At 67.8% G+C, this 25,210-nt stretch carries 26 protein-coding genes; 15 read left to right on the forward strand and 11 right to left on the reverse strand.

Features of this window, described 5'->3' with window-relative positions; all coding sequences use genetic code 11:
* Nucleotides 1–4 precede the first annotated feature (4 nt).
* The 9 genes from FHU31_RS27610 to FHU31_RS27650 all read left to right on the forward strand — a co-directional run bounded on the left by FHU31_RS27610 (nucleotide 5) and on the right by FHU31_RS27650 (nucleotide 10,183).
* Nucleotides 5–1,180: a sensor histidine kinase gene (locus FHU31_RS27610; RefSeq protein ID WP_167164051.1), complete on the forward strand. Its 1,176-nt coding sequence runs from the start codon at nucleotides 5–7 to the stop codon at nucleotides 1,178–1,180.
* Nucleotides 1,177–1,944: a LytR/AlgR family response regulator transcription factor gene (locus FHU31_RS27615; protein ID WP_167164052.1), complete on the forward strand. Its 768-nt coding sequence runs from the start codon at nucleotides 1,177–1,179 to the stop codon at nucleotides 1,942–1,944. The genes FHU31_RS27610 and FHU31_RS27615 overlap by 4 nt, the downstream gene beginning before the upstream one ends.
* The gene (locus FHU31_RS27620) at nucleotides 1,937–2,323 is read left to right on the forward strand and encodes a hypothetical protein (RefSeq protein WP_090363487.1); all 387 of its coding nucleotides are present in this window, start codon (nucleotides 1,937–1,939) and stop codon (nucleotides 2,321–2,323) included. The genes FHU31_RS27615 and FHU31_RS27620 overlap by 8 nt, the downstream gene beginning before the upstream one ends.
* Complete coding sequence (locus FHU31_RS27625) at nucleotides 2,320–4,050, forward strand: sodium/solute symporter (RefSeq protein ID WP_167164054.1); 1,731 nt, start codon at nucleotides 2,320–2,322, stop codon at nucleotides 4,048–4,050. The genes FHU31_RS27620 and FHU31_RS27625 overlap by 4 nt, the downstream gene beginning before the upstream one ends.
* A gap of 68 nt (nucleotides 4,051–4,118) precedes the next feature.
* Nucleotides 4,119–5,495 carry an FAD-dependent oxidoreductase gene (locus FHU31_RS27630; RefSeq protein ID WP_167164056.1) on the forward strand — a complete coding sequence of 459 codons (1,377 nt, stop codon included), beginning with the start codon at nucleotides 4,119–4,121 and terminating at the stop codon, nucleotides 5,493–5,495.
* A 135-nt stretch (nucleotides 5,496–5,630) separates the two neighbouring features.
* Nucleotides 5,631–5,972: a DUF485 domain-containing protein gene (locus FHU31_RS27635; RefSeq protein WP_090363483.1), complete on the forward strand. Its 342-nt coding sequence runs from the start codon at nucleotides 5,631–5,633 to the stop codon at nucleotides 5,970–5,972.
* The gene (locus FHU31_RS27640; protein WP_090363481.1) at nucleotides 5,969–7,600 is read left to right on the forward strand and encodes a monocarboxylic acid transporter; all 1,632 of its coding nucleotides are present in this window, start codon (nucleotides 5,969–5,971) and stop codon (nucleotides 7,598–7,600) included. The genes FHU31_RS27635 and FHU31_RS27640 overlap by 4 nt, the downstream gene beginning before the upstream one ends.
* Before the next feature lie 29 nt (nucleotides 7,601–7,629).
* Entirely contained in the window at nucleotides 7,630–8,841 is a 1,212-nt protein-coding gene (locus FHU31_RS27645; protein ID WP_167164058.1) for an MFS transporter, read from the forward strand.
* 52 nt (nucleotides 8,842–8,893) lie between these two features.
* Entirely contained in the window at nucleotides 8,894–10,183 is a 1,290-nt protein-coding gene (locus FHU31_RS27650) for an acyltransferase family protein (RefSeq protein ID WP_167164060.1), read from the forward strand.
* On the opposite strand, the gene FHU31_RS27655 is transcribed toward FHU31_RS27650, so the two are convergent.
* Together FHU31_RS27655 and FHU31_RS27660 are read right to left on the reverse strand one after the other, a co-directional pair.
* On the reverse strand, nucleotides 10,180–10,350 hold the full coding sequence (locus tag FHU31_RS27655) for a DUF5302 domain-containing protein (protein ID WP_090363476.1): 171 nt from the start codon (nucleotides 10,348–10,350) through the stop codon (nucleotides 10,180–10,182). The genes FHU31_RS27650 and FHU31_RS27655 overlap by 4 nt on opposite strands.
* Before the next feature lie 29 nt (nucleotides 10,351–10,379).
* On the reverse strand, nucleotides 10,380–10,823 hold the full coding sequence (locus FHU31_RS27660; protein ID WP_090363475.1) for a PPOX class F420-dependent oxidoreductase: 444 nt from the start codon (nucleotides 10,821–10,823) through the stop codon (nucleotides 10,380–10,382).
* 99 nt (nucleotides 10,824–10,922) lie between these two features.
* On the opposite strand from FHU31_RS27660, the gene FHU31_RS27665 reads away from it, so the two are divergent.
* Nucleotides 10,923–11,438: a DUF1697 domain-containing protein gene (locus FHU31_RS27665; protein ID WP_167164062.1), complete on the forward strand. Its 516-nt coding sequence runs from the start codon at nucleotides 10,923–10,925 to the stop codon at nucleotides 11,436–11,438.
* A 23-nt stretch (nucleotides 11,439–11,461) separates the two neighbouring features.
* Complete coding sequence (locus FHU31_RS27670; protein WP_167164063.1) at nucleotides 11,462–12,295, forward strand: class I SAM-dependent methyltransferase; 834 nt, start codon at nucleotides 11,462–11,464, stop codon at nucleotides 12,293–12,295.
* Here the strand turns inward: FHU31_RS27670 and FHU31_RS27675 are convergent.
* Nucleotides 12,248–13,216 carry an alpha/beta fold hydrolase gene (locus FHU31_RS27675; protein ID WP_167164065.1) on the reverse strand — a complete coding sequence of 323 codons (969 nt, stop codon included), beginning with the start codon at nucleotides 13,214–13,216 and terminating at the stop codon, nucleotides 12,248–12,250. The genes FHU31_RS27670 and FHU31_RS27675 overlap by 48 nt on opposite strands.
* Complete coding sequence (locus tag FHU31_RS27680) at nucleotides 13,213–14,697, reverse strand: flavin-containing monooxygenase (RefSeq protein WP_167164067.1); 1,485 nt, start codon at nucleotides 14,695–14,697, stop codon at nucleotides 13,213–13,215. The genes FHU31_RS27675 and FHU31_RS27680 overlap by 4 nt, the downstream gene beginning before the upstream one ends.
* Nucleotides 14,698–14,796: 99 nt before the next feature.
* Here FHU31_RS27680 and FHU31_RS27685 point away from each other — a divergent pair, with 99 nt between their 5' ends.
* The gene (locus FHU31_RS27685) at nucleotides 14,797–16,023 is read left to right on the forward strand and encodes an Rv1453 family transcriptional regulator (protein ID WP_263988050.1); all 1,227 of its coding nucleotides are present in this window, start codon (nucleotides 14,797–14,799) and stop codon (nucleotides 16,021–16,023) included.
* On the opposite strand, the gene FHU31_RS27690 is transcribed toward FHU31_RS27685, so the two are convergent.
* Complete coding sequence (locus tag FHU31_RS27690; protein WP_167164069.1) at nucleotides 15,999–16,364, reverse strand: Rv1152 family transcriptional regulator; 366 nt, start codon at nucleotides 16,362–16,364, stop codon at nucleotides 15,999–16,001. The genes FHU31_RS27685 and FHU31_RS27690 overlap by 25 nt on opposite strands.
* 36 nt (nucleotides 16,365–16,400) lie before the next feature.
* Here FHU31_RS27690 and FHU31_RS27695 point away from each other — a divergent pair, with 36 nt between their 5' ends.
* Nucleotides 16,401–17,114 carry an NAD-dependent deacylase gene (locus tag FHU31_RS27695; RefSeq protein WP_167164405.1) on the forward strand — a complete coding sequence of 238 codons (714 nt, stop codon included), beginning with the start codon at nucleotides 16,401–16,403 and terminating at the stop codon, nucleotides 17,112–17,114.
* Here the strand turns inward: FHU31_RS27695 and FHU31_RS27700 are convergent.
* Genes FHU31_RS27700 through FHU31_RS27710 form a run of 3 tightly spaced genes read right to left on the reverse strand, consistent with a single transcriptional unit; the run spans nucleotide 17,111 to nucleotide 20,719 of the window.
* On the reverse strand, nucleotides 17,111–17,770 hold the full coding sequence (locus tag FHU31_RS27700; protein WP_167164071.1) for a class I SAM-dependent methyltransferase: 660 nt from the start codon (nucleotides 17,768–17,770) through the stop codon (nucleotides 17,111–17,113). The two genes, FHU31_RS27695 and FHU31_RS27700, sit on opposite strands and share 4 nt — an antisense overlap.
* The gene (locus tag FHU31_RS27705; RefSeq protein ID WP_263988049.1) at nucleotides 17,767–18,441 is read right to left on the reverse strand and encodes a TetR/AcrR family transcriptional regulator; all 675 of its coding nucleotides are present in this window, start codon (nucleotides 18,439–18,441) and stop codon (nucleotides 17,767–17,769) included. Before FHU31_RS27705 ends, FHU31_RS27700 begins: the two co-directional genes overlap by 4 nt.
* A complete protein-coding gene (locus FHU31_RS27710) occupies nucleotides 18,434–20,719 on the reverse strand; it encodes an MMPL family transporter (RefSeq protein ID WP_167164073.1) in 2,286 nt (761 codons plus the stop codon). Before FHU31_RS27710 ends, FHU31_RS27705 begins: the two co-directional genes overlap by 8 nt.
* A gap of 380 nt (nucleotides 20,720–21,099) precedes the next feature.
* Here FHU31_RS27710 and FHU31_RS31925 point away from each other — a divergent pair, with 380 nt between their 5' ends.
* Entirely contained in the window at nucleotides 21,100–21,222 is a 123-nt protein-coding gene (locus FHU31_RS31925; protein ID WP_090363461.1) for a hypothetical protein, read from the forward strand.
* A 139-nt stretch (nucleotides 21,223–21,361) separates the two neighbouring features.
* On the opposite strand, the gene FHU31_RS27715 is transcribed toward FHU31_RS31925, so the two are convergent.
* The 3 genes from FHU31_RS27715 to FHU31_RS27725 are packed head-to-tail and all read right to left on the reverse strand — an operon-like array spanning nucleotide 21,362 to nucleotide 24,253.
* Nucleotides 21,362–22,363 (reverse strand): NAD(P)H-dependent flavin oxidoreductase, encoded by a 1,002-nt coding sequence (locus FHU31_RS27715; protein ID WP_167164075.1) that lies wholly within the window; start codon nucleotides 22,361–22,363, stop codon nucleotides 21,362–21,364.
* Nucleotides 22,364–22,376: 13 nt separating this feature from the next.
* The gene (locus FHU31_RS27720; RefSeq protein WP_167164077.1) at nucleotides 22,377–23,132 is read right to left on the reverse strand and encodes a 3-hydroxyacyl-CoA dehydrogenase; all 756 of its coding nucleotides are present in this window, start codon (nucleotides 23,130–23,132) and stop codon (nucleotides 22,377–22,379) included.
* 38 nt (nucleotides 23,133–23,170) lie between these two features.
* Nucleotides 23,171–24,253, reverse strand: a complete 1,083-nt coding sequence (locus FHU31_RS27725) for a CaiB/BaiF CoA transferase family protein (RefSeq protein ID WP_167164079.1) — start codon at nucleotides 24,251–24,253, stop codon at nucleotides 23,171–23,173.
* 122 nt (nucleotides 24,254–24,375) lie between these two features.
* Between FHU31_RS27725 and FHU31_RS27730 the strand changes: the two genes are divergently transcribed.
* Entirely contained in the window at nucleotides 24,376–25,170 is a 795-nt protein-coding gene (locus FHU31_RS27730; RefSeq protein ID WP_167164081.1) for an enoyl-CoA hydratase, read from the forward strand.
* Nucleotides 25,171–25,210 lie beyond the last annotated feature (40 nt).

A 25,210-nucleotide genomic window follows, 5' to 3' on the forward strand; every position in this document is an offset into this window, starting at 1 on the left:
CAAGATGTCCGGCCAAGTAGCTCTCGCGCTGGCCGTCGCCATGGCATTGGCGGCGGTGGCCGCAGTGCTGATCGTGCGCACCCGGCGCGTCGTCGCCACCCCCACCGAACGAGCCGTACACACCGCGCTGCACACCGCATCGCTCGCGGCGCGCGCCCTGCGCCGCGGCCTGGACACCGAATCCGCGCAGACCGCGGCGCCGTTCCTGCGCGGACTGACCGGCACCGAGGGCGTCGCCCTCTTCGACGGCGACGGTGACCTGCTGGCCCGCGACTCCGCCGACGACGCGATCTGGACACCCGAGATCGTCGAGGCCTGCGCATCGACCGCCCGCGACTCCGTATCCGCGGCACGCCGGGTGCTCACCAACAACGGGACCACCGCCGTGGTGGCCCAGCCCCTGCTCGCCGAGGGCGGTGACGTGCTCGGCGCGCTGGTGTCGGTGGCGACCGGCAATCCCGGGCCGGGCATGCTGGGCGCCATCGGCGAGGTGGCCCGCTACGCGGCCAGCCAGCTCGAACTGGCCGAGCTCGACGCGTCACGGGCCCGGCTGGACCGGGCCGAGGTGCTGGCACTGCGCGCCCAGATCAGCCCGCACTTCATCTACAACGCCCTCAACACCGTGGCGTCCTTTGTGCGCACCGACCCGGACCGCGCCCGCGAACTGATCCTGGAATTCGCCGATTTCACCCGCTACTCGTTCCGGGCGGCCGGGCAGTACACCACCCTCGCCGAGGAACTGCGCAACATCGACCGCTACCTGACCCTGGAGCGCGCCCGCTTCGGCACGGCGCTCACGGTGCGCCTGCAGGTGGCCCCCGAGGTGCTCAACGTCGTCGTGCCGTTCCTGGCGCTGCAACCGTTGGTGGAGAACGCCGTCCGACACGGCTTGGCCGCCCAGGGCGGCGGATCGGTGGAGCTCATCGCCCGCGACGCCGGCACCGATTGCGTCATCACCGTCGAGGACGACGGCGCCGGAATGGACCCCGACATGCTGCGCGCCGGCGCCGACCAGTCCGCGCACGTGGGCCTGACGAATGTGGACCATCGGCTGCGGGCGGCCTTCGGCAACGACTACGGTCTGGTGGTCGAGACGGCTCTCGGAGCGGGCACCAAGGTCATCATGCGGGTACCGAAGTTCCGTTCCGGGGTGCGGGCCAGCGGAGGTGCGTACACGTGAGTTCCAAGCTGACGGTGCTCGCCGTCGACGACGAGGCACCCGCACTCGACGAACTCGCGTATCTGCTGGGCCGCCACCCCGGTGTCGCCGAGGTGTTCACCGCCGGTGACGCCACCTCGGCGTTGCGAGAACTCAACCAGCACACCATCGATGCGGTGTTCCTCGACATCAACATGCCGGGCCTGTCCGGCATCGAGCTCGCCGGCGTCCTCACCAATTTCGCGCACCGGCCTGCCGTGGTGTTCGTGACCGCGCATGACGACAAGGCGGTGGCGGCCTTCGATGTCGGCGCCACCGATTATCTGCTCAAACCGATCCGGCAGGACCGGCTCGACGAGGCGGTGCGCCGGGCCGCGACCACCCAGACCGGTGCCGCACTCGGAGAGCAGGACTCCGACGTAGTGCCGGCCGAACTCGGTGGCATCACCCAACTGGTGCCCAGGGACAGCATCGGCTGGGTGGAGGCCGAGGGCGACTACGCCCGCCTGCACTCGGCCACCGGAGCTCACCTGGTGCGAATCCCGTTGAGTGTGTTGGAAACTCGCTGGGCCGACCACGGATTCCAGCGTATCCACCGGTCCTATCTGGTGTCCCTGCGTCTGGTCACCGGGCTGCGCACGCACGACGGCGCGGTACTGGTGCGGCTGCGCGCCAACGGCACCTCACCTGCCGTCGAGCTGCCGGTGAGCCGACGTCAGGCCCGCGAACTGCGGGACCGGTTGGTCCGGGATCCGATGCGCAATCTGAAACCCGCCGATGAGTGAGCCGCCGCAGGGGTCCACGCCGCGGCCCGCCGCGGGGCGGCAACGGGTCGTGCTGGCGCACCGGCGCGGCGCCCGGATGGTGCGCACCCGGGTGGAGGTACAGGAGCAGACCCAGGTCGGCGACGCACTGGTACGTGGTCTGATGCGCGCCCAACTGGGTCTGGCGCTGCGGCTGACGCTGGTCGTCATCGCCGGAGTGGTCGCGACCGTGATACTGGCACCGCATCTGAGCGCACTGACGGTGCTCGGCATGCGGCTGAACTGGTTGGTCCTCGCTGTGCTGTGCTACCCACTGCTCTACGGGATAGGCCGACTGTACGTCCGCCTCGCCGAACAGGCCGAGCGCGATTTCGTGCGAGTCGTCGACAGCGAACCATGACCGGCGCGCCACTCACGGCGGTCGCCCTCCTGGCCGCGGCGGTGGCCACCGTCGCCATCGGCGCCTACGGGGTCCGGTTGTCACGTACCACGTCCGACTTCCTGGTGGCGTCTCGCAGTGTCGGTCCGCGCTGGAACGCGGCCGCGATCTCAGGTGAATACCTTTCAGCGGCATCATTTCTCGGCGTGGCGGGCCTCATCGCCAAGTACGGCGCCGACGCACTGTGGTACCCGGTGGGGTTCACCGCGGGCTATCTGGGGCTGCTGCTGTTCGTCGCCGCTCCCCTGCGCCGCTCGGGCGCCTACACCGTTCCCGACTTCGCCGAATTCCGGCTCGGCTCGGCACGGCTGCGCAAGGTGGCGATGCTCGTCGTGGTGGTGATCTGCGTGTTCTACCTGGCTCCGCAATACCAGGGGGCCGGGTTGACACTGAAAACCCTTCTGGGAATGCCGGTATGGACCGGGCCTCTGCTTGTCGGCGCGATCGTGATCAGCAATGTGGTCGGCGGCGGGATGCGGTCGATCACCTTCGTGCAGGCCTTCCAGTACTGGTTGAAACTGACCGCCATCGCGATTCCCGCACTGGCGCTGCTCGGGTTGTTCCTCAGCGACCGTGCCGAATTGGGCGGACCGTTGCCGCCGAGCGTGCAGCATCAGACCACCGTCGCGATCGATACCGACGTGGTGGTGCAGGTGGTCGATCCCGCGGGCATCACCCTCACCGGAACCCTGGATGGCCGGCATGTCGACGCCGCCACCCTCGGCGTTCCCGGTGACCACACCCTGGGCGCGGGTAGCACACTGACCCTGGCCGCCGGCGCGGCCACCCCGGTGGTGGCCGGCACCCCGAGCACCGGCGGCGAATGGATCACCTCCGGCGGCGGGCTGGGTGGCGGTCATCCGCTCTATCAGGTGCTGTCCATCATCGTGGCGACCTTCCTCGGCACCATGGGCCTGCCGCATGTGTTGGTCCGCTTCTACACCAATCCCGACGGCCGCGCGGCCCGGCGCACCGCGCTTGCCGTCATCGCCATGGTCTCGGTGTTCTATCTGTTCCCCGTACTCCTCGGCGTGTTCTCCCGGCTGTACGTTCCGCAGTTGCTCATCACCGGAACCGCCGACGCCGCTGTGCTTCTGGCCCCGGGATCGACCGTCGGCGGCGTAGCGGGACAACTACTGGGGGCGCTGGTGGCCGCAGGCGCGATCGCCGCGTTCCTGGCCACCTCCTCGGGGCTGCTGGTCAGCATCGCCGGCGCATTGGCCACCGATGTGCTGCGCGGGCGCGTGCGCGATTTCCGGGTCGCCGCGGTGATCGGCGGGCTCATCCCGATTCCGCTGTCACTGGTGGTGTCGGGCCTGGAACTGTCCCGCAGTGTCGGACTGGCCTTCGCGGTCGCGGCGTCGACGTTGTGTCCGCTTCTGGTCCTTGGCATCTGGTGGCGGGGTCTCACCGCCGCGGGCGCCGCGTGCGGACTCATCATCGGCGGCGGCGTGTGCGGCAGCGCGGTCGCGGTGGCCATCGCCGGTGGCATCGACGACGATGTGCTCGGCGGCTGGCCCGCGGTGATGGTGGGCTACCCCGCCGCCGTCAGTGTCCCACTGGCGTTCACGACGATGATCGTGGTCAGCCGATTCACCCGCGCCACACCAGATGTCGCGCAGATCTTCGCCCGCATGCATCTACCGGAACGGTTGGGTATGGGTGTGGAGCGCGTCCCGCGGGGATGAGGGAGACTCGGCTAGGTTGACCGGCTGGTGGAGTCGGGCCGGATGATCGGGAAAGTGGTGGTGCACAGGTGAGTGAGCAGGTCGACCTCGCGGTCATCGGATTCGGCAAGGGCGGCAAGACGTTGGCCGCAGCACTCGGGCGCAAGGGCTGGCGGGTGACGCTGGTCGAACAATCCCCGCAGATGTACGGCGGCACGTGCATCAACATCGGTTGCGTCCCGACGAAGTCACTGGTGTACCGGTCCGAGCACCTGAGCGCCGGGACGGCCCACCCCGACGAGTACCGTCGCGCCGTCACCGCCACCGGTGAGTTGACCGCCGGCCTGCGCGCGGTGAACTACACGATGATCGACAGCATCGACACCGCCGAGGTACTCACCGGCGCGGCCCGCTTCGTCGACGCGCACACCCTCTCGGTCTCGACCGCCGACGGCGAGGTGACGGTGTTCGCGAAGTGGATCGTCATCGGAACCGGTTCGCGGCCAACACTTCCCGATATCCCCGGCCTTGCCGCGTCGACTCGGGTCCACACCAGCACGGACCTGCTCACCGAGGAACACCTGCCTCGACGACTCGTGGTGCTCGGCGGCGGGTACGTCGGTATCGAGTTCGCCGCGATGTACGCGGCGTACGGATCCGAGGTCACCGTCCTGGAGCGCCACGCGCAGGTCTTGGGGCGCGAAGACGACGACATCGCCGAGAGCGCCCGGACCATCCTGCAGGACAAGGGTGTTCGTATCATAACCGATGCCCGGGTCACCGGCGTCAGTGACAGCACGGAGGCGACCACGGTCAGCTACGACACCGGCGGCGGTGCGCACACCGTCGAGGCGGATACGGTCCTGGTGGCGCTGGGCCGCGAACCCGTCACCGCCGACCTGAACCTGGCAGCCGCTCAGGTGCGCACCACGGCGTCGGGCGCGGTGTCGGTCGACGAATACCTGCGCAGCAGCCAACCTCATATCTTCGCCATGGGCGATGTCAACGGCGGTCCGCAATTCACCTACGTCTCGCTCGACGACTACCGCATCGTGCTCGATCAACTCGTCGGAACAGGTGCCCGCAGCACCACCGACCGCAACGCCGTGCCCTACAACCTGTTCATGACGCCGCCGCTGGGTCGGGTGGGCCTGACCGAGCGCGAGGCCGTGGCCGCCGGTCTGCACATCAAGGTCGCCACCATGCGGGTCGCCGACATGGCCACGGTGCCGCGCGCCCGTATCGTTGGCGAGCCGGACGGCCTGATGAAGGTCGTCGTCGACGCCGACACCGACCTGATCCTCGGGGCGGCCCTGCTCTGTTACGACGCCCATGAGGTGATCAACACCGTCGCGCTGGCGATGCGCCACGACATCACCGCGACCGCCCTGCGGGATTCGATCTACACCCACCCGTCCATGACCGAGGCGTTCAACCAGCTGCTGGGCGGTCTCACCGTGCGATAGGCCCGCCGCTCACCGCCACTCATCGACCGTTCAGCGCATCGCTGCCCGGCTTCGGCGTCAACTCCACCCGTGTGACCCGCATCTCACTTAGGTTCGGTTACCAGCTGGTTCACAGTCGACGTCAAGGAGTCCCACGTGCCCACCACCGACAGTCGCTCCGCGCCCACCGGCGCCGAGTTCGTCGAAGTTCAGAACAGCCCCGAGTTCCAGGAGTTGCGCAGCAGACTGCGCCGTTTCGTCTTCCCGATGACGGCGTTCTTCCTCATCTGGTACGGGCTGTACGTCCTGCTGGGCGCCTTCGCCCACGATTTCATGGCCACCAAGGTGTTCGGCAACGTGAACGCCGGCCTGCTGCTCGGGCTGGGGCAGTTCGTCACCACCTTCCTCATCACCGGCATCTACGTCCGGTTCGCCAACCGCGAGCTGGACCCACGCGCGGCCGCCATCCGCGCCGAGCTGGAAGGTCCCGCGAAGTGACCACCCTTCTCGCAGCATCGGATTCGGTGGGCAACCCGGTCGCCAATATCGCGATCTTCGGCGTCTTCGTGGCCGTCACCATGTACGTGGTGATCCGGGCGAGCGGCAACAACAAATCCGCCGACGAATTCTTCACCGGCGGCCGCGCCTTCTCCGGCCCCCAGAACGGCATCGCCATCGCCGGTGACTACCTGTCGGCGGCCAGCTTCCTCGGCATCGCCGGCGCCATCGCCGTCTACGGCTATGACGGCTTCCTCTACTCCATCGGCTTCCTGGTCGCCTGGCTGGTGGCACTGCTGCTGGTGGCCGAATTGCTGCGCAACACCGGCCGATTCACGATGGCCGACGTGTTGAGCTTCCGGCTCAAGCAACGCCCGGTCCGGCTGGCCGCGGCCACCACGACGTTGACGGTGTCGCTGTTCTACCTCCTGGCACAGATGGCCGGGGCCGGCGGTCTGGTGGCCCTGCTGCTCAACGTCCACAGCAAGACCGGCCAGTCGCTGGTGATCGCCGTCGTCGGCATCCTGATGATCGTCTATGTGCTGGTCGGTGGCATGAAGGGCACCACGTGGGTGCAGATCATCAAGGCCGTCCTGCTGATCACCGGTGCCGCGCTGATGACGGTCATGGTGCTGGCCAAGTTCGGGCTGAACTTCTCCGAGATCCTCGGGGCCGCCCAGTCGGCCGTCTCCGATGCCACCACCAAGGGGGTGGCCAGTCGCGATGTGCTCGCCCCGGGTGCGCAGTACGGCGGATCGACCACCTCGAAGATCAACTTCCTGTCACTGGGGCTGGCGCTGGTCCTGGGCACCGCGGGTCTGCCGCATGTGTTGATGCGCTTCTACACCGTGCCCACCGCCAAGGAGGCCCGCCGATCGGTGGTGTGGGCCATCGCCCTGATCGGGGCCTTCTACCTGTTCACCCTGGTGCTCGGTTACGGCGCCGCCGCCATCGTGGGGCCGGACCGCATCCTGTCCGCCGCGGGCGGCCAGAACTCGGCGGCTCCGTTGCTGGCCCTGGAACTGGGTGGCGTGGTGCTGCTCGGCATCATCTCCGCCGTCGCGTTCGCCACCATCCTCGCGGTGGTCGCCGGCCTGACCATCACCGCGTCGGCGTCGTTCGCGCATGACGTCTATGCCAGTGTTCTCAAGGGACACAAGGTCACCGAGGAGGAGCAGGTCAGGGTCTCCCGGATCACCGCGGTCGTACTCGGGCTGGTGGCCATCGGGCTGGGGATCCTGGCCAACGGTCAGAACATCGCCTTCCTGGTCGCGCTGGCGTTCGCGGTGGCCGCGGCGGCGAATCTGCCCACCATCGTCTACTCGCTGTACTGGCGCCGGTTCAACACCCGCGGCGCGCTGTGGAGCATGTACGGCGGGCTGATCTCGACCATCGTGCTCATCGTCTTCTCCCCCGCCGTTTCCGGGTCGAAGACCGCGATGATCCCGGGTGCGGATTTCGCGTGGTTCCCGCTGGCCAACCCGGGCATCGTGTCGATCCCGCTGGCCTTCCTGCTGGGCATCATCGGGACGCTGACGTCCTCGGACGAGGGCGACGCGGAACTCAATGCCGAGATGGAGGTGCGGTCGCTGACCGGCGTCGGTGCCGAGAAGGCGATCGTGCATTAGCGAGCATCACAGCGGGGTATGGATTACCCATGGCGGCGGCGGCGTTGTTCAGCGGAGTGAACACCCGCCGCCGCCTGGCATTCCCACTCCTGGCCTTCGCGTTCGCCGCCGTGATGCTCGGCACCACCCTGCCGACACCGATGTACGCGCTCTATGCGGCGCAGATGCATTTCGCGGTGCTCACCACCACGATCGTCTTCGCCGCCTACGCCATCGGCGTGCTCGGCGCCCTCCTCGTCGTCGGCGGCTGGTCTGATGCGATCGGGCGGCGCCCGGTGCTGCTCGGCGGTCTGGTGTTCGCGCTGGCCAGCGCGGTGGTCTTCCTCTTCGCCGACAGTGTGGCCGTGCTCCTGGTGGGACGACTGCTGTCCGGCCTGTCGGCGGGTATCTTCACCGGAACGGCGACGGCCGCCGTGGTGGAGGCCCTGCCCGCCGCGCAGCGTGAGCGCGGCGCCGTGGTCGCGACGGTCGCCAATATCGGCGGCCTGGGGAGCGGGCCCATTCTGGCCGGCCTGCTGGTGCAGTACGAACCGCATGCGCTGACGCTGCCGTTCGTGGTGCACATCGTGCTCGTGGTACTGGCGATCGCAGCGGTCCTGATCGCCCCGGAGACCTCCGACCGCACCGGCCGGATCGGCATGCAGCGGCTGTCGGTACCCGTCGAGGCGCGCGCCGTTTTCATCACCGCCGCCACTGCGGCTTTCGCCGGCTTCGCCGTGATGGGCTTGTTCACCTCGGTGGCCCCGGCGTTCGTCGCAAATGTGGTCGGCAACGACAACCACGCCGTCGGCGGTGCCGTGGCCTCGTCGATCTTCCTGGCCTCGGCCGCGGCCCAACTGGCGGGACGACGGATCGCACCGGCCCGCGCGGTCGCGGCGGGCAGCGCCGTCCTCGTGATCGGCATGGTGATACTGGCTGCCGCGCTGCACTTCTCCTCACTGACGGGCATCCTGGTCGCGGCTCTGGTGGCCGGTACGGGTCAGGGCATCAGCTTCAGCCGCGGCCTGGCCGCCGTCGTCGAACAGGTGCCCACCGAACGCCGCGCCGAGGTCAGCTCGACGTACTTCGTGGTCGCCTATGTGGCCATCTCGCTGCCGGTGGTGGGCGCCGGACTGGCCGCGCACGCATGGGGATTGCGCACCGCCGGCGAGGTGTTCGCGGTGGTGGTCGCGGCGCTGGCCATGGTCTGTCTGGCCGCGATCCTGGTCCAGGAGCGCCGCGGCACCCCCGCCTCGGTGTGAGTTGAGTGGTTCTACTCAGGTGCATCGCGCGTCGCTGATTTAGCGTCGAGCCATGCCCGCGACCACGTTTCCCAGCGTCGCAGAGGTGGCCCGGGCCACCCCGGCCGACCGGGACCGCGCCCTCGACGTCATCCGCATTGTGTCCCTGCTCGGCGTGGTCACCGGCCATACCCTGATGGCCACCAGCATCATCACCGACCAGGTGTTCCACTGGGACAACCTGCTCACCACCTCGGCCGTCCTGCAGGCACTGACCTGGATCTTCCAGATCATGCCGCTGTTCTTCTTCGCCGGCGTGGCGAGTTCGGTCACCTCCTACCACAACAATTCGGCCGGCGACTGGGGCGCCTGGCTCCTCAAACGCTGCACCCGCCTCTACCGGCCGGTGTTCTCCTACCTGGCGTTCTGGGCGGTGGCGCTGATGGTGCTACACCGGGTGGCACCGGTGCACGTCTACGAGCCGATCGCCGGGATCTCGACACAGCTGCTCTGGTTCCTCGGCGCGTATGTCCTTGTGCTGGCGTCGGTTCCGTTGCTGGCCCGGATCACCACCACGGCACGGCTGGCCGGGGCCGTGGCCGTCGGCTACGGGCTCATCGCCGTGGTGGACGCGGCTCGCGTCAACGACCCGAGCCTGAGTTGGCTGGGCTATGCGAACCTGTCGGTCTGGCTGTTGCCCGGCATGTTCGGCGTGGCCTACCGCCGCGGTCTGCTGCGCCCGTCCACAGCGGCCGCGCTAGGTGTCATGATGCTGGCCGTCAACCTGGCGCTACTGCGCTTCGGCCCGTACGAACTGAGCCTCGTCGGCATCGAAAGCCAGCGTCTGAAGAATATGACGCCACCATCGCTGCTGCTGGCCGGGCACGCAATCATGATGTGCGCCTTCGCCATTGCCGCCGCGCCGGCCATCAGTCGCTGGGCCACCCGGCCGCGGGTGTGGTGGCTGACGGTCATCGGCAACAGCGGCGCGATGACGCTGTACCTGTGGCATATGCCGGCGCTGCTGGGGCTGCACCTGGCGTTCGACTATCTGGGTCTGCCCCGTTACCCCGGGCAGCCCCATCTGCTCGCGCTGAGCATCGTGCAGCTGGCGCTCATGGTGGCGCTGGTCGCCGCGCTGTTCATAGCGCTGCGACCACTGGAGAACAATCCACTGCCCTACTGGGACGGCGGCACCGTCACCGCCGCCCGCGGGACCGCGGTCGGAACGCTGCTCTGCCTCGCCGGCGCCGCCACCCTCGCCTCGGTGAGCTGGGGACTCAAAGGCCCGGGACTGCTGTGCGTCGCGGTGCTGCTCACCGCGCTGGCAACCGCCCGGAGCCTGGCCCGCACACCGGACTAACCGCTCTTGCGGCGGAACTCCCTGCGGTTCTCCACCACGCCGTGGGCCTTCGATTTATTCGCCCGGCCGTCTGCGTGTGAGTTGGCGCCGGACGACTGCGCCTTCTTCCGTTCCAGCGCCTCCCGGAACTTGCGCTTGGTGTCGTCTTCTTCCGGTTTCTCGGCCATTACATGAGCCTATCCGAGAGCCGGCCCGATCAGCGCAGACCGGGCGGCATCCCGTACAGATGGGCGATCGGGATGGTGAGCAGCACCCGCCGATCCTCGACCATCGCCCGGCGATAGTCATCCCAGTCCGGGTGCTCACCGGCAATGTTGCGGTACAAGGCAATCAGCCCCTCGACGGTGTCATCGTGTGGTTCTGCCGCCGGCGGGGTGAGGATCGCATCGCCCTCGGCCACCGCATAGGACCAACCGTCGTCCGAGCTGACGAGCAGCGACGCCCGCGGGTCCCGCCGCAGATTGCGCGTCTTGGCCCGCGGCTCGGTGATCGACACCTGCACCGCCACCTCGCGTGGATCGAAGTAGTACGACACGTTGGACAGCTGGGGCCGGCCGTCGGATTTGATCGTCGCCAGCACCCCCAGCGAATTCCCGCTGATCAATGCCAGCAACTTGTCATCGAAAACCAGGCGACCCATGTAGCGAGCGTACGTCGATAGGATCGCAACGATGACCGCTCTGCCCAGGATTGGTGGCACGACTTTGGCCGGCGTGCCGGTGACGACGTCGAGGTTCGCGTGACGCGCTACGCCGCGTTTCTGCGCGGTGTCAACGTCGGCGGTGTGAACCTGAAGATGGCCGACGTCGCCAAGGTGTTCGCCGAGGCCGGCTTCGACGACGTCAAGACCGTGCTGGCCAGTGGAAATGTGTTGCTGGACAGCGCTTCCGGCGCCACGTCGGTGCGACGCACCGCGGAGGCGGCGTTGCGGGAGGCGTTCGGTTACGACGCCTGGGTACTGGTCTACGGATTGGACGAGCTCCGCGAGATCGTTCAGCGGTACCCGTTCGAGCGCGACGTTCCCGAGCACCACTCCTATGTCACCTTCGTCAGCGACGACGACCTACTCCAGGAGTTGGCCGCGCTGGCGACCGAGGCCGGAGACACCGCGGCCCAGGGCGACGGTGTCCTGTACTGGCAGGTCGCCCGCGCGGCGACGCTGGACTCGGCGATCGGCAAGACGATGGGCAAGAAGCGCTACAAGTCGTCGACCACCACCCGCAATCTGCGCACCCTGGACAAAGTGCTGCGCTGACCCGAACGGGTACATTCGGCGCGGTGAGCTCCCAGAAGATCGACGCCTCGGCGCTGACCGGTGTCTCCGAGACCGCACTGCTGACCCTGCAGGTCCGGGCCAACGAAGCCCGCCGACCGGATGCCATCCTCGATGATCCGGTCGCCGTCAGCCTGGCCGACTCCATCGAGTTCGACTTCGCGAAGTTCGGGTCCGCGAATCGCCAGGACATGGCGCTGCGGGCGCTGACCTTCGATACGGCCACCCGCGCCTATCTGCGCGATCATCCGGCCGCCACCGTCGTCGCTCTCGCCGAGGGCCTGCAGACCAGCTTCTACCGCATCGACGCCTCCGGCGTGAGCAACGAATTCACCTGGCTCACCGTCGATCTCCCCCCGATCGTGGCGCTTCGCGAGAAGCTGCTGCCGCCGTCGGATCGGATCCACACCTGCGCACAGTCCGCGCTGGACTACAGCTGGATGGACAAAGTTGAGGACGCCAACGGGGTGTTCATCACGGCCGAGGGTCTGCTGATGTATCTGCAGCCCGCGGAGGCGATGAGCCTGATCGCCGAATGCGCGAAGCGGTTCCCCGGCGGGCAGATGATGTTCGACCTGCCGCCGCACTGGTTCGCGTGGTGGGCGCGCAACGGTCTGCTGCGTCCCTCGCTGCGCTACCGGGTACCGCCGATGCCGTTCAGCCTCTCAGTGGCCGGTGCCGCCGACCTGATCAACACCGTGCCCGGTGTCCGTGCCGTCCACGACGTCCCGCTGCCGCCGGGCCGCGGCCGGGTGGTCAACACCCTGATCTGGGCGGCCTACCGGATTCCGCTACTGGATTCGCTGCGCGGGGTGACCACCTTGCTGGAGTTCGGCTGAACCGACGAGCTCCCCGTCGCTGCGCTCACGCGACTCGGTTGCGCGGGCCGCGTTCTCGCTGATGACCGTCACCAGCCGGCCCGTCACACCGGGGGCAAGGTCGTGGCCCATCCCGGGGATGGTCAGGTGCCGAGCAGCGGGTATGGCCGCCGCGGTGGCCATACCGCCGCTGGGATGCACGATGAGGTCCCGGTCCCCGTGCACGACCTGGGTCGGGGCGGTGACGCGGGCCAACTCCGCCGTGCGGTCCCCGGATTTGTAGATCGCGTTGATCTGCCGTGCCACGCCGGCAGCAGCGCAGGGTCCCGGTCCGCGTTCCCAGGCGCCGGCAGCGTATTCCACCGCGCCGACGACGTCCATCGGAAAGCCTTTGCCGGCAAGATGTTTCATCATCTTGACATGGCGGTCGATGAACGCCCGTCTGGTCCGCGGGGGCCGCGCGGCCATCAGCATCAAGGTGGCGACGGCGGGCTGTCCGACCCGGGGCGCGCCGGTGGTCGAGAAGATGGACGTCAACGACAGCGCCCGGTCCGGGTACCGCGCGGCCACCGTCTGGGCGATCATGCCGCCCATCGACATCCCCACCAGGTGGGCCCGCTCGATACCGAGGTGGTCGAGCAGTCCGACGACGTCGGCGGCCATATCCGCGAGGTCGTAGCCGTCGCGCCGGGGCCGGTGGGTGAGCTGGCGCAGCCGCCCGGGCGGTGTGGTGGTGGCCCAGGTGGAGCGCCCGACGTCGCGGTTGTCCAGCCGGATCACGTGGAATCCGCGCTCGGTCAACCCGTCGACCATCTCCCTCGGCCAGCTGGTGAGGTCCAGGGTGAGGCCCGCGATCAGTACCAGCGGCTGTCCCGCGGGATCACCGTCGGTGCGGTAGCACACCCGGTTGCCGTCAGGCAGCAGGCAGTACCGGTCGGTCATCGAGCGGCCACCGGTTCCGCGGCGGCGACCCTTGTGCTGAACCGCAGATGCGAATCGGTCACGGGTCCGTGCCGCAGTGTCTCGACGTCGGCGGTGTAGTTCATCGTCATCTGCCACGGGCCGTCGACGCCCTGGCGGGGCAGTTCCGCTGCGCTGCGGCTGACGTACCCGGCACCGAAATCGAGCAGCGGCAGCGTCGGCATGGCCGTGTCGAGGACCTCCGGCCGGACCGCGTCGAAACCGTGGGTATCCATATAGGACAACAGCCGGCAGAAGTGCTCGCACAACAGCCCCACCTTGAGCGTCCACGACGAGTTGGTGTAGCCGAACGCGAAGGCGAAGTTGGGCACACCGGACAACATGATGCCTTTGTAGGCAACGGTTTCCGCCGGGTTCACCGGCCGGCCGTCCACCGTCAGCCCCATCCCGCCGAACAACTGGATCTGCAATCCCGTCGCGGTGACGATGATGTCGGCTTCCAGCTCGCGGCCGGACTCCAGCAGGATGCCGTTCTCGGTGAAGGTGGCGATCCGATCGGTGACCACCGATGCGCTGCCGTCGCTGAGCGACTTGAACAGGTCGGCGTCCGGTACCGCGCACAGCCGCTGATCCCACGGGTTGTAGGTCGGGTTGAAATGCTCGTCGACCGGATATCCGGCCGGAAGCTGCTTGGCGTTGATAGAGCGGATCAGCCTGCGGGCGGCCGCCGGGTACTTCTGGCACAACACGTACACCGACCGCTGCTTGAGGATGTTCTTGCGCCGGGTCACGGCGTAACCGCGCTTGTCGCCCAGCAGCTTCTTGGCGGCGTTGGCGAAGCCGTCCTTGGCGGGCACCGGCATGACGTAGGTCGGTGAGCGCTGCAGCATCGTGACGTGTCCGGCGGTGGGGGCCATCGCCGGGATCAGGGTCACCGCGGTGGCGCCGCTGCCGATGACGACGACCTTCTTACCGGTGTAGTCGAGGTCCTCGGGCCAGTGCTGGGGATGCACGATCTGCCCGGTGAACCGTTCACGCCCTGGGAATTCCGGGGTGTAACCCTGGTCGTAGCGGTAGTAGCCACCGGCACAGAACAGCCAGTCCGCGCTGATCTGGATCATCTCCCCGTCGCGCTCGACATCGACCGTCCAACGGGATTCGGCGGTGCTCCATGCCGCGCCGAGCACCTTGTGGTGGAACCGGATCCGGCGCTCGATACCGTTCTCGGCGACGGTCTCACGCAGGTAGGCCAGGATCTTGTCGGCGGTCGCGATGGCGTACTCGTCGCGCCACGGCTTGAACTCGTAGCCGAAGGTGTGCAGATCGGAGTCCGACCGGATACCGGGATAGCGGAACAGGTCCCAGGTCCCGCCGGTCGCGCCGCGGGCCTCCAGGATCGCGTAGCTGCGCCCCGGATGCTCCTGCTGCAGGTAGTAGGCGGCGCCGATGCCGGAGATACCTGCGCCGACGATCAGCACGTCGACGTGTTCGGTGTGAGTCATGTCTCCATGGTCGCCGCCCGACTACCCGGACCCAAGGTCGAAACAACCCATTCTGTCCATCATGATGTGCACTTTGCACCATTCTCCTAGGCTGACCGGGTGGAGTGGGCGAAGCCATCACCGCCGGTGCGGGAGCTGATCCGGCGGTGCGCGCAGATCGTCGTCAATGCCCGCCCCGAGTGGCTCCAGGAGCTCGATGACGCGGTGCTCAACGCCAATCCCGCGATCGGCTCCGATCCCGAACTCGCCGCCGCCGTCAGTCGCAGCAACCGGGCCAACCTGTTCTTCTGGGGCACCGCCAATGTACGGGACCCCGGCGCACCCGTCCCGCCCAACACCGGACCCGAGCCCCTGTCCATCGCACGCGAGCTGGTGCGCCGCGGCATCGACGCCTTTCCCCTGGATGCCTATCGGGTCGGCGAAGGGGTGGCGTGGCGGCGACTCATGGACATCGCCTTCGACCTGTCCTCCGATCCCGCCGAGCTGCACGAGATGCTGCAGATCTGCTCGCGGTCGATCAGCACGTTCATCGACGCGACCCTGACCGGCATCGCCACCCAGATCGAACTCGAACGCGACGAACTCACCCACGGCACCCACGCCGAACGGCGCGAGACCGTCGCGCTCATCCTCGACGGCGCACCCATCCCCCGGCAGCGCGCCGAAAGCCGCCTCGGCTACGCATTGACCGGCACCCACACCGCCGTGGTGATCTGGTGCGAGCACCCCGACGGGGACCTGGCCCAACTCGAGCGGGCCGCCGAGGCAATCGGGCTGGCGGCCGGTGGACGGCGCCCGCTGAGCGTGCTGCCCAGTGTGGCGACCCGCTGGGTGTGGGCACCCGGCCACATCGAGACCTGCGCGCTGGAAGCACTCGTCGCCCAGTCGCCCGATATCCGGGTGGCGATCGGCTCGACAGCCGAGGGAATCGACGGCTTCCGGCGCAGCCATTTCGACGCGATCACCACGCAGCAGATGATGGCGAGGCTGCATTCACCGCAACGGCTCGCCTTGTTCACCGACATCCAGCTGGTCGCCCTGATCACCGCCGATGCCGCCCGGGCCGCCGAGTTCGTGCACCGGACGCTCGGCGACTTCGAGAACGCGAGTCCCGAACTACAGCACACGGTACGAACATTCGTCGGCGAACAGTGCAACGCCTCGCGGACGGCCGCACGGCTGTACACCCATCGCAACACCCTGCTGCGGCGGCTGGCACGCGCCGACGAGCTGCTGCCCCGCCCGCTGGCCGAGCGCAGCGTGGACGTCGCCGTCGCACTGGACGTCGTGCGCTGGAGCGCTCAGTCCAGGACCGCGTCCAGATAGCGCAGCGCTTCGGCTTTTCCGATCCCGAGTTGGCGTGCCGTCTCGGCGAAGGCATGCGCGGCGGCCGCCATCACCGTATCGGCCGGATCCACCCGCGCCACGAATGTGCCGAACCGCCCACGGGTTTCGAGAATGCCCGCTGCTTCCAACTCCCGATACGCACGGGCGACGGTGTTGACCGCCAGTCCCACTTGCCCGGCCAGATCGCGCACCGTCGGCAAGCGAGTGCCCGGCTCCAGCCGGCCATCCCGCACCACATCAATGATCTGGGTCCGTAACTGGTCGAACAAAGGGCTTGCCGACTGCGCGTCCAGCCGGACCCACTCCCCCAACCCGGCCATGTGCCCAGTATCGCCCACACCCGCTACTTTGGTGGTGTGCAGGTGACGGTGCTCAGCGGGGCCGGCATGTCCGCCGAGAGCGGTGTGCCGACGTTTCGCGACGTGGAGACGGGTTTATGGGCGAACGTCGACCCCTACGAGATCTCCAGCAGCGAGGGGTGGCAGCGGCACCCGGAGAAGGTCTGGGCGTGGTACCTGTGGCGTCACTACATGATGGACGCCGTCCAACCGAACAACGGCCACCGCGCCGTCGCGGCGTGGGAAGACTACGCCGATGTCCACATCGCCACCCAGAACGTCGACAATCTGCATGAACGCGCCGGCAGCAGCCAGGTCCACCACCTGCATGGCAGCCTGTTCGAATTCCGTTGCGATCGTTGCCATTTACCGTTCACCGGAGCACTGCCGGCGATGCCGGCGCCGGTCGAGGCCATCGACCCGCCCCGGTGCGCGTGCGGCGGCCTGATCCGGCCCGATGTGGTGTGGTTCGGCGAAGGCCTGCCCGACGCCGCCTGGAACGGCGCGGTGACTGCGGTGACCGGGGCCGATGTGGTGATCGTGGTGGGTACGTCGTCGATCGTCTATCCGGCCGCGGGCCTGCCGGAGGCCGCGCTGGCCAACGGTATCCCCGTCATCGAGGTGAACCCGCAGGCCACGCCCTTGTCGGCGGCCGCGACGGTGGTGGTGCGGGAGACCGCGGCCAGGGCACTGCCCGGGCTGCTGCAGCGCCTGCCCGCCCTGCTGGGTTAACCGGGCCGCACCGCCTGGCCGATCGCGAACTCGGCGACCGGCACCGGCACCCACGCCGGGAACGTCAGCTGGCGCCGCGACCTGCTCACCTCGAATCCGGCGGCCACGATCGAGGCTTCGGTATCGCGGTGGGTGTGGCAATTGCCGAGCAGTCGCGGCCACACCGTCGCGTCGGCCAGCCGCTGTAGCGAGGCGCGCGGGCCCGAGCTGGCGGCGTGTTCCAGATAGCGCAACTGGCCACCCGGTGAGATCATCGAAAATAGTTGCCGCAGAACGGCATCGGGTTCATCTAACGAGCACAGCACCAGCGAGCACACCACAGCGTCGAACATTTTCCCGTCGCTTCGCTCGCCCCAGGAGGGCTGCTGCGCGGCGTAGGTCTCGACGGTGTCGGTGCTGACGGTCACCGGCACGGGCGCCGATTGAGCCGCACGGACTGCCACTTCGGCAAGCCGGGGTTCGGGTTCGACCGCGACGACCTCGGTGACACCGGTCGGATAATGGGCGAAATTGGTGCCGGTGCCCGCACCGACCTCCAGCACCCGGCCGGTCAGTCCCGCGAGGTTCTCCACCCGCAGCCGCCGCAGCGACTCGGGTTCGTGGCCGGACATCACGGTCCACAGCCGGGCGAAGAACGGATTCTCGATAGTCGTCATCTGAGCTCCTGCAATTTCGCAATGGTCTCTTCCGGGGTGGCGTCCGGACCCACGATGCCGTGAACGATGCGGCCACAGCACACGGCGCTCAACACGCGGTCGGCGAACTGCTCGGCATCACCCCACGGCAGGTACGGCTTGGCGATCAACAGGGCCGCCACACCGTGCACGGCGGTCCACAGTTCCAGCGCAGCGGCCGTCGAATCCCCTTGCGGGTATATCCCCTCGGCCATCAGCGTTTCGATCGAGTCACGCATGTGCACGAACGCCGAACTGGCCAGGGTCATATCGACGTCACTGCCGGGACTGCCTTCGCCCATCGTCGCGATCCGGTACAGCTGCGGGGTCTCGCGGGCGAACCGCACGTAGGCCAGCCCCTGGGCGCGCAGCACCTCGATGGTGGAGCTCTTGCCCACCGCGACCCGCTGCATCTCCTCGTCGAGTCTCTCGAAGTACCGGGCGCACACGGCGTCCAGCAGTGCGTCCTTATCGGCGAAATGCAGGTAGATCGACGGGGAGGTGACACCGACGCGCTGCGCTACCGCCCGGATCGACACCGCTTTCGCGTGACCCGTCTCCAGGAGTAGTTCGGTGGTCGCGTCGAGGATCTCCTCGCGCAACTGTTCACCGGAGCCGCGGGCAGCCCGCCGGCGTTTGAGAGCTTCAACCACGCTGACCAGTGTCCGTCACACCGGCGGCCACGGGCTCGCGCCCCTCCGTGTCGTGCTCCCGACCGTTCTCACTGATACCGATCCGCTCGTGCAGCCACGCCAGCGGCTTCGGCGCCCACCAGTTCCAGCCACCCGCCACGTGCATGAACGCCGGCACCAGCACCATCCGCACCAGGGTGGCATCGACCAGCACCGCCAGTGTCAGCCCGACGCCGAACATCCGCATGAACGACACCTGTGCGGCGATCAGCGCGGCGAACGAGATCGACATGACCAGCGCGGCGGCGGTGATGACCCGGCCGGTGCGGGCCAGACCGAGCGCCACCGCCCTGTCGTTTCGCTGCCGGGTCGGCCCGTCCAGGGACAACCAGTACTCCCGGATGCGCGCCGCCAGGAACACCTCGTAGTCCATCGACAACCCGAACGCGATGCAGAACAACAAGACCGGCATATTGGCCACCAGCGTGCCGGTGGCCGTCGTTCCGAGCGCCGACAGATGTCCGTCCTGGAAGATCCACACCAGGGCCCCGAACGCTGCGGTGAGCGAAAGCACGTTGAGCACAAGGGCTTTCAGGGGAAGCACCACACTGCCGGTGAGCAGGAAGAGCAGACCGAAGGTGATCACCGCGATCACGCCGAGCACCCAGGGCAGCCGGGTGGTGATGGCGGTGACGCTGTCGCGGTTGATCTGCGCGATCCCGCCGAACTCGACGGCACGGCCATCCGGTCCGCTGACGGCGTGCAGCGCGTCGAGCTGCTGCTCGGAGACATCGGAGAACAGTGGCGCGGTGCTGGCCACGGTGAGGAACGCACTGCCCTCGGCGAGACCGGCAGTCGGCCCCGCGCGGCCCACCTTGCCACCCCCGACGAAGGTGCCGGTCGGGCTGGAGACCGAGGTCACCGCGGCGACTTTCGACAGCTGCGCTGCGTAGCGGTCGAGTTCGGCCGGCGTCAGGCCGTCGGCGTCGGGGATGACGGCGGTCACCGCCGTGGCGGAGTTGTCGGTGAAGTCATTGCGCAACTGGTCGCCGACCTCGTGCGCCGATGCGGAGGTGGGCAGCACCCGGTCGTCGGGGAAGCCCCATTTGACGCCGAGGAACGGTGCACCGAGCAGCACCAGCAGCGCCGTGACGGCGAGGCCGATCGGAATGGCCCGGCGCATCACGGCACCGGCCCACCGGTACCAGAACAGCTGCTCGACCGGTTTGGCGGCGGGAGCGGGCCCGCGCCGGAACAGCCGGCGCACGTTGAGGGCGTCGAGCCGGTCACCGAGAAACCAGATCGCGGCCGGCGTGACGATGACGGCCGCCATTGCGGCGAAGCCCACGGTCGCGACGCCGGCGTAGGCGAAGGACTTGAGGAAGTACATCGGGAACAGCAGCATGGCGGCCATCGACAGCGCCAGCGTCGTCGCCGAGAACAGCACCGTGCGCCCGGCCGTCGCCATGGTGCGGATCAGCGCGCGGTCCCGCGGCTGCCCCTCGGCGAGTTCATCGCGGTAACGGCTGATGATCAGCAGGGTGTAGTCGATGGCCAGCGCCAGTCCCATCGCGGTGGACAGGTTGAGCGCGAAGATCGACACATCGGTGGAGAAGGTGATGAGCCGCAGCACCGACATCGTGCCCAGGATCGCCATCCCGCCGACCAGCATCGGCAGGGCGGCCGCGACCAGCCCGCCGAACACCCAGACCAGCACCAGGAAGCTCAGCGGGATCGCGATGGACTCCATGAGCAACAGGTCCCGCTCGGTCTGGGCATTGATCTGGGCGTAGACCATGGAGACGCCACCGCTCTTGATCGTCACCCCGGGGTGACCGTCGGCCACGTGCGTCAGCGAGTCGGACAGTTCCTTGGCGTACTTCTGGGCGTCGTTCTCCCCGCCGGTGATGCCGGCGACGACGAGACCGGACCTCTTGTCCTTGCTCACCAGATCCGCTGCTGCCGCGGGCGGCACCGTCCACGCCGAGGTCACCTGCGCCACATGGGGTGACTCCCCGAGGGCGGCGGCGATCTCCTTCCCGACGGTGGTCGCCGCGGCACCGTTGACACCGTCGGGCGAGCTGACGGTGATGATCAGCTGCATATCGCCCTGGTGGAACTTGTCAGTCAGCAGCTGCGTCGCGTGGGCCGATTCCGATGTCGGGTCCTGGAAACCCCCGGCGGACAGGCTCTTGGCGACCGGGATGCCGAAGATCGCGGCCGCCACCATGACCAGGGCCGAGAGCGCCAGCACACGTCGGGGCGCGGCCATCGCGAGGAGCGCGATTCGATTCAGCATGCAGCTTCCCCTCACCAGAACGGCTTTAATATCGCCGTTAAGTTAACAGCGATAACTTGTACCGTCAATCCGTCTTCCCCGATCACGACGCAGCGTTAAGGACGGTTCACCGCCGGGCCGGGCCCTACTCCGGAGTAGAACTCGGAAGTAACATTTGCTGGAGTCACATCGGCGCCCCCGTGTGTCGGCACACACATCGCGGGGTTCTGAAATCGTTGATCTTGAAGCTCAGGCGCAGGTCAGGGTCATCCTGACTGTTGAGTAAGGCGATCGGGCGCAACGCCCGCAAACATCCCGAACCTACCCGGCGGTAAGAATTGCCACGATATTCAGAATCGTGACTCAAAGATTCCTTAAATGTGACCCATACGCTCAGTGTCATGTGGATCGACGACACCAGTGCCGATGTCATCAAAGTCGACTTTGACGCCCTGTACCACGGGGATGTCCTCGTCGAGGGTGACACCTCCGAGCAGTTCCCTGACCTCGCTGCAGCGGTCTGACCGCAGCAGTTCCCTCCTAGCACCACAACGCCGCTGAGCCATGCCTCGGCGGCGTTGTGGCGTCTCGGGGACGTCCCGACAACGAGAACCGCGCGGCCGAACGTCATTGTTCGACCGCGCGGTCAGTTCGTAGCGCAGCTCAGGCGCTGGCTTTTTCTTCCTCGTCGAGGACGACCATGTCGGCCAGCCGGCCGATGATGATGTCTTCGGCTTCGTCGACGATGCGGGTGATGAGATCGGCGACGGTCGGGATGTCGTGGATCAGGCCCATGACCGTACCCGCGGTCCAGATGCCGGCATCGATATCACCGTCCTCGAACACCTTGCGGCCACGCACACCGGCCACCAGGTCCTTGACGTCCTCGAACTGGCCACCGCCGGCGAGGATCTGCACCACCTCACGTGAGACCGCGTTGGACGCGACACGCGCGGTGTTGTGCAGGCTGCGGAAGATCAGCTCGGTGCCACGCTCGTCACCCGCGACGATGGCCTCCTTGACGTTCTGGTGGATACAGGACTCCACGGTGCACATGAACCGGGTACCCATGTTGATCCCGTCGGCGCCCAAGGCCAGCGCCGCCACCAGACCACGTGCATCACCGAAACCACCCGAGGCGATCATCGGGATCTCGATCTCCTTGGCCGCAGCCGGAATCAGCACCAAGCCCGGCACATCATCCTCACCGGGGTGCCCGGCGCACTCGAAGCCGTCGATGCTGATGCCGTCCACACCGAGGGTCTGCGCCTTGACCGCGTGGCGCACCGAGGTGCACTTGTGCAGCACCTTGATCCCGTTGTCGTGGAACATCGGCAGATGCGGCCCGGGGTTGGAACCCGCGGTCTCCACGATCTTGATACCGGCGTCGACGATCACCTGGCGGTACTCGTCATACGGGGGCGGGGTGATCGACGGCAGGATCGTCAGGTTCACCCCGAACGGCTTGTCGGTGAGATCGCGGGTCTTGGCGATCTCATTGGCCAGGTCCGCCGGCGTCGGCTGGGTCAGTGCGGTGAGGAAACCCAACCCACCCGCATTCGCGACGGCCGCCACCAGTTCGGCGCGACCCACCCACTGCATACCGCCCTGGGCGATGGGGTGTTCGACCCCGAAGGCCTCGGTGAACTTCGTAACCAGAGTCATTACTTCTCCTCGTCTACCGCGGGGCCATACGGATCGCACCGTCGAGGCGGATGACCTCGCCGTTGAGCATCGGGTTCTCGACGATGTGCACCGCCAGCGCGCCGTACTCGTCCGGATCGCCCAGCCGCGCCGGGTGCGGCACCTGCTGGCCGAGGGAGCGCTGCGCCTCCTCCGGCAGTGAGCCCAGCAGCGGCGTCTTGAACAGACCCGGGGCGATGGTGCAGACCCGGATCAGGCTGCGCGACAGATCGCGCGCGATCGGCAGGGTCATCCCGACGACGCCGCCCTTGGACGCCGAGTAGGCCGCCTGGCCGATCTGGCCGTCGAACGCCGCGACCGAGGCGGTGTTGATGATGACGCCACGTTCCTCGTTCTTGAGCGGCTCCGTCTTGGCGATGCGCTCGGCGGCCAGCCGCAGCACGTTGAAGGTGCCGATCAGGTTGACCTCCACCACCTTGCGGAAGCCGTCCAGCGGGAACGGGCCTTCCTTACCGAGGGTCTTGATGGCGTTGCCGATACCGGCGCAGTTGACGTTGATGCGCACCGGGCCGAGCGACTCGGCCACATCCAGGGCCTTGCTGACCGCGTCCTCGTCGGTGACGTTGGCGGCGACGAACTTGGCGCGCTCACCCAGCTCGGCGACCGCTTCCTCGCCCTTGAGGTCGATGACGACGACCGACGCGCCGGCGTCGAGCAGTCGCTTGGTGGTCGCCAGGCCGAGGCCCGAGGCCCCGCCGGTGACAACTGCTACCGAATCCTTGATTTCCACGTGCCGTGCTTCCTTCCTATCGGGGTCGTTGCCGGGCTCTAGGCCCAGTCGGTGAGAATCGTGTCGTTGTCGGCGCCGACCACCGGGGGCCGCGTGGGCTGCCCCGGCCGGCTGCGGGAGAACCTCGGGGCGGGCATCGGCTGCAGGCCGCTACCCGTCTCGTAGAAGGTGTCGCGCTCGGCCACATGCGGTTCGGTGAGCACCTCGCCGAACGCCAGCACCGGTGTGGCGCAGGCATCCGAACCCGCGAAGATCTGCGCCCACTCGTCGCGCGTCTTGGTCTTGAACACCTCGGTGAAGGTGGTCCGCAGCTCTTCCCAGCGGGCCATGTCGTTCTGGCCGGGCAGCTCCGCTTGGTCCAGCCCCAGCTTGGCCAGCAGCTCGGCGTAGAACTGCGGTTCGATGGCACCGATCGCGAAATGCTTGCCGTCGGCGGTCTCATAGGTGTCGTAATAGGGAGCGCCGGTGTCGAGCATGTTGGTGCCACGCTCGTCCGACCACAGGCCCTGCGACCGGAACGACCACATCATCTGGATCAGCACGCTGGAGCCGTCGATCATGGCCGCATCGACCACCTGCCCCTTGCCCGAGGTCTGACGTTCGAAGAGCGCCGAGAGGATACCCAGCAGCAGGAACATCGACCCGCCACCGAAATCACCGGCCAGGTTCAGCGGCGGCACCGGCTTCTCGCCCTTGCGCCCGATCGCGTGCAGCACACCGTTGAGGGAGATGTAGTTGATGTCGTGACCGGCCTGCAGTGCCCGCGGGCCGTCCTGCCCCCACCCCGTCATCCGGGCGTAGACCAGCTTCTCGTTGACCTTCGCGCAATCCTCGGGCCCGAGGCCGAGCCGTTCGGTGACACCGGGCCGGAAACCCTCGATCAACACATCGGCCTTGGCCACCAAATCGAGCACGAACTGTTTGCCCTCAGCGGATTTCAGATCGGCGGTGACGCTGCGCCGGTTGCGCAGCATGGCATCTTTGGCGGGGCTGTTCGACGCCGTCGGGCGGTCCACCCGCACCACGTCTGCGCCCAGATCGCCCAGAATCATCGCCGCGTGCGGGCCGGGGCCGATACCGGCCAATTCGACAACCCGCAATCCGTGCAGTGGTCCCGTCATACCGCCGTCCTTCGTCGTTGAGTTTCTCGTCGAGTACGAGTTAGTTGACCGCCGACATAGCTTACTTGTATAACCAAGTCGACCGGCCGTGGGCCACCCAGCCAACCGTGAGGGCGCATCTCATGACATATGCCAGCATCGATTCCCTGCTCGTCGAGCTCGACGACGGGGTGCTGTCGGTGACCCTCAATCGTCCCGACACGCTGAACTCGCTGTCCGAAGCCATGCTGACCGGTGTCGCCGAAGCCCTCGAGCGGGCCGCCACAGACCCCGCGGTCCGCGTCGTGAAGTTGGCCGGCGCGGGCCGCGGTTTCAGCTCCGGCGCCGGTATCAGCGCCGAGGATGTCTCGGCCAAGTCCGTCAACGGACCGGAGGAGGTGCTCGACGCCGCCAACCGCGCGGTGCGGTCCATCGTCGCGCTGCCCAAACCCGTCGTCGCCGTGGTGCAGGGCCCGGCCGCCGGCGTCGGCGTCTCGCTGGCGCTCGCCGCCGATATCGTATTGGCTTCGGAGAAGGCCTTTTTCATGCTGGCCTTCACCAAGATCGGACTGATGCCCGACGGCGGCGCCTCCGCCTTGATCGCGGCGGCCGTCGGGCGCATCCGCGCGCAGCGGATGGCACTGCTGGCCGAGCGCATCACCGCGGCCGAGGCCTACGACTGGGGTCTGGTCACCACGGTGCACGCCGCCGAGGACTTGGACGCCGCCGTGGCCAAGGTGATCGACACCTTGGCCACCGGCCCGGCCGTGTCGCTACGTAAGACCAAGCAGGCCATCAACGATGCCACCCTCACCGAACTCGAGGCCGCACTCGAGCGCGAACGCGAGGGTCAGCTGGTCCTGCTGACCTCCGACGATTTCCGGGAGGGCACCAGAGCCTTCCAGGAGCACCGCAAGGCCACCTTCACCGATACGTGATCCTGCGCCGAATAATTCGGTGGCTTCGACCAACCCCGAT

Source organism: Mycolicibacterium fluoranthenivorans, from assembly GCF_011758805.1.
GTDB lineage: Bacteria > Actinomycetota > Actinomycetes > Mycobacteriales > Mycobacteriaceae > Mycobacterium > Mycobacterium fluoranthenivorans.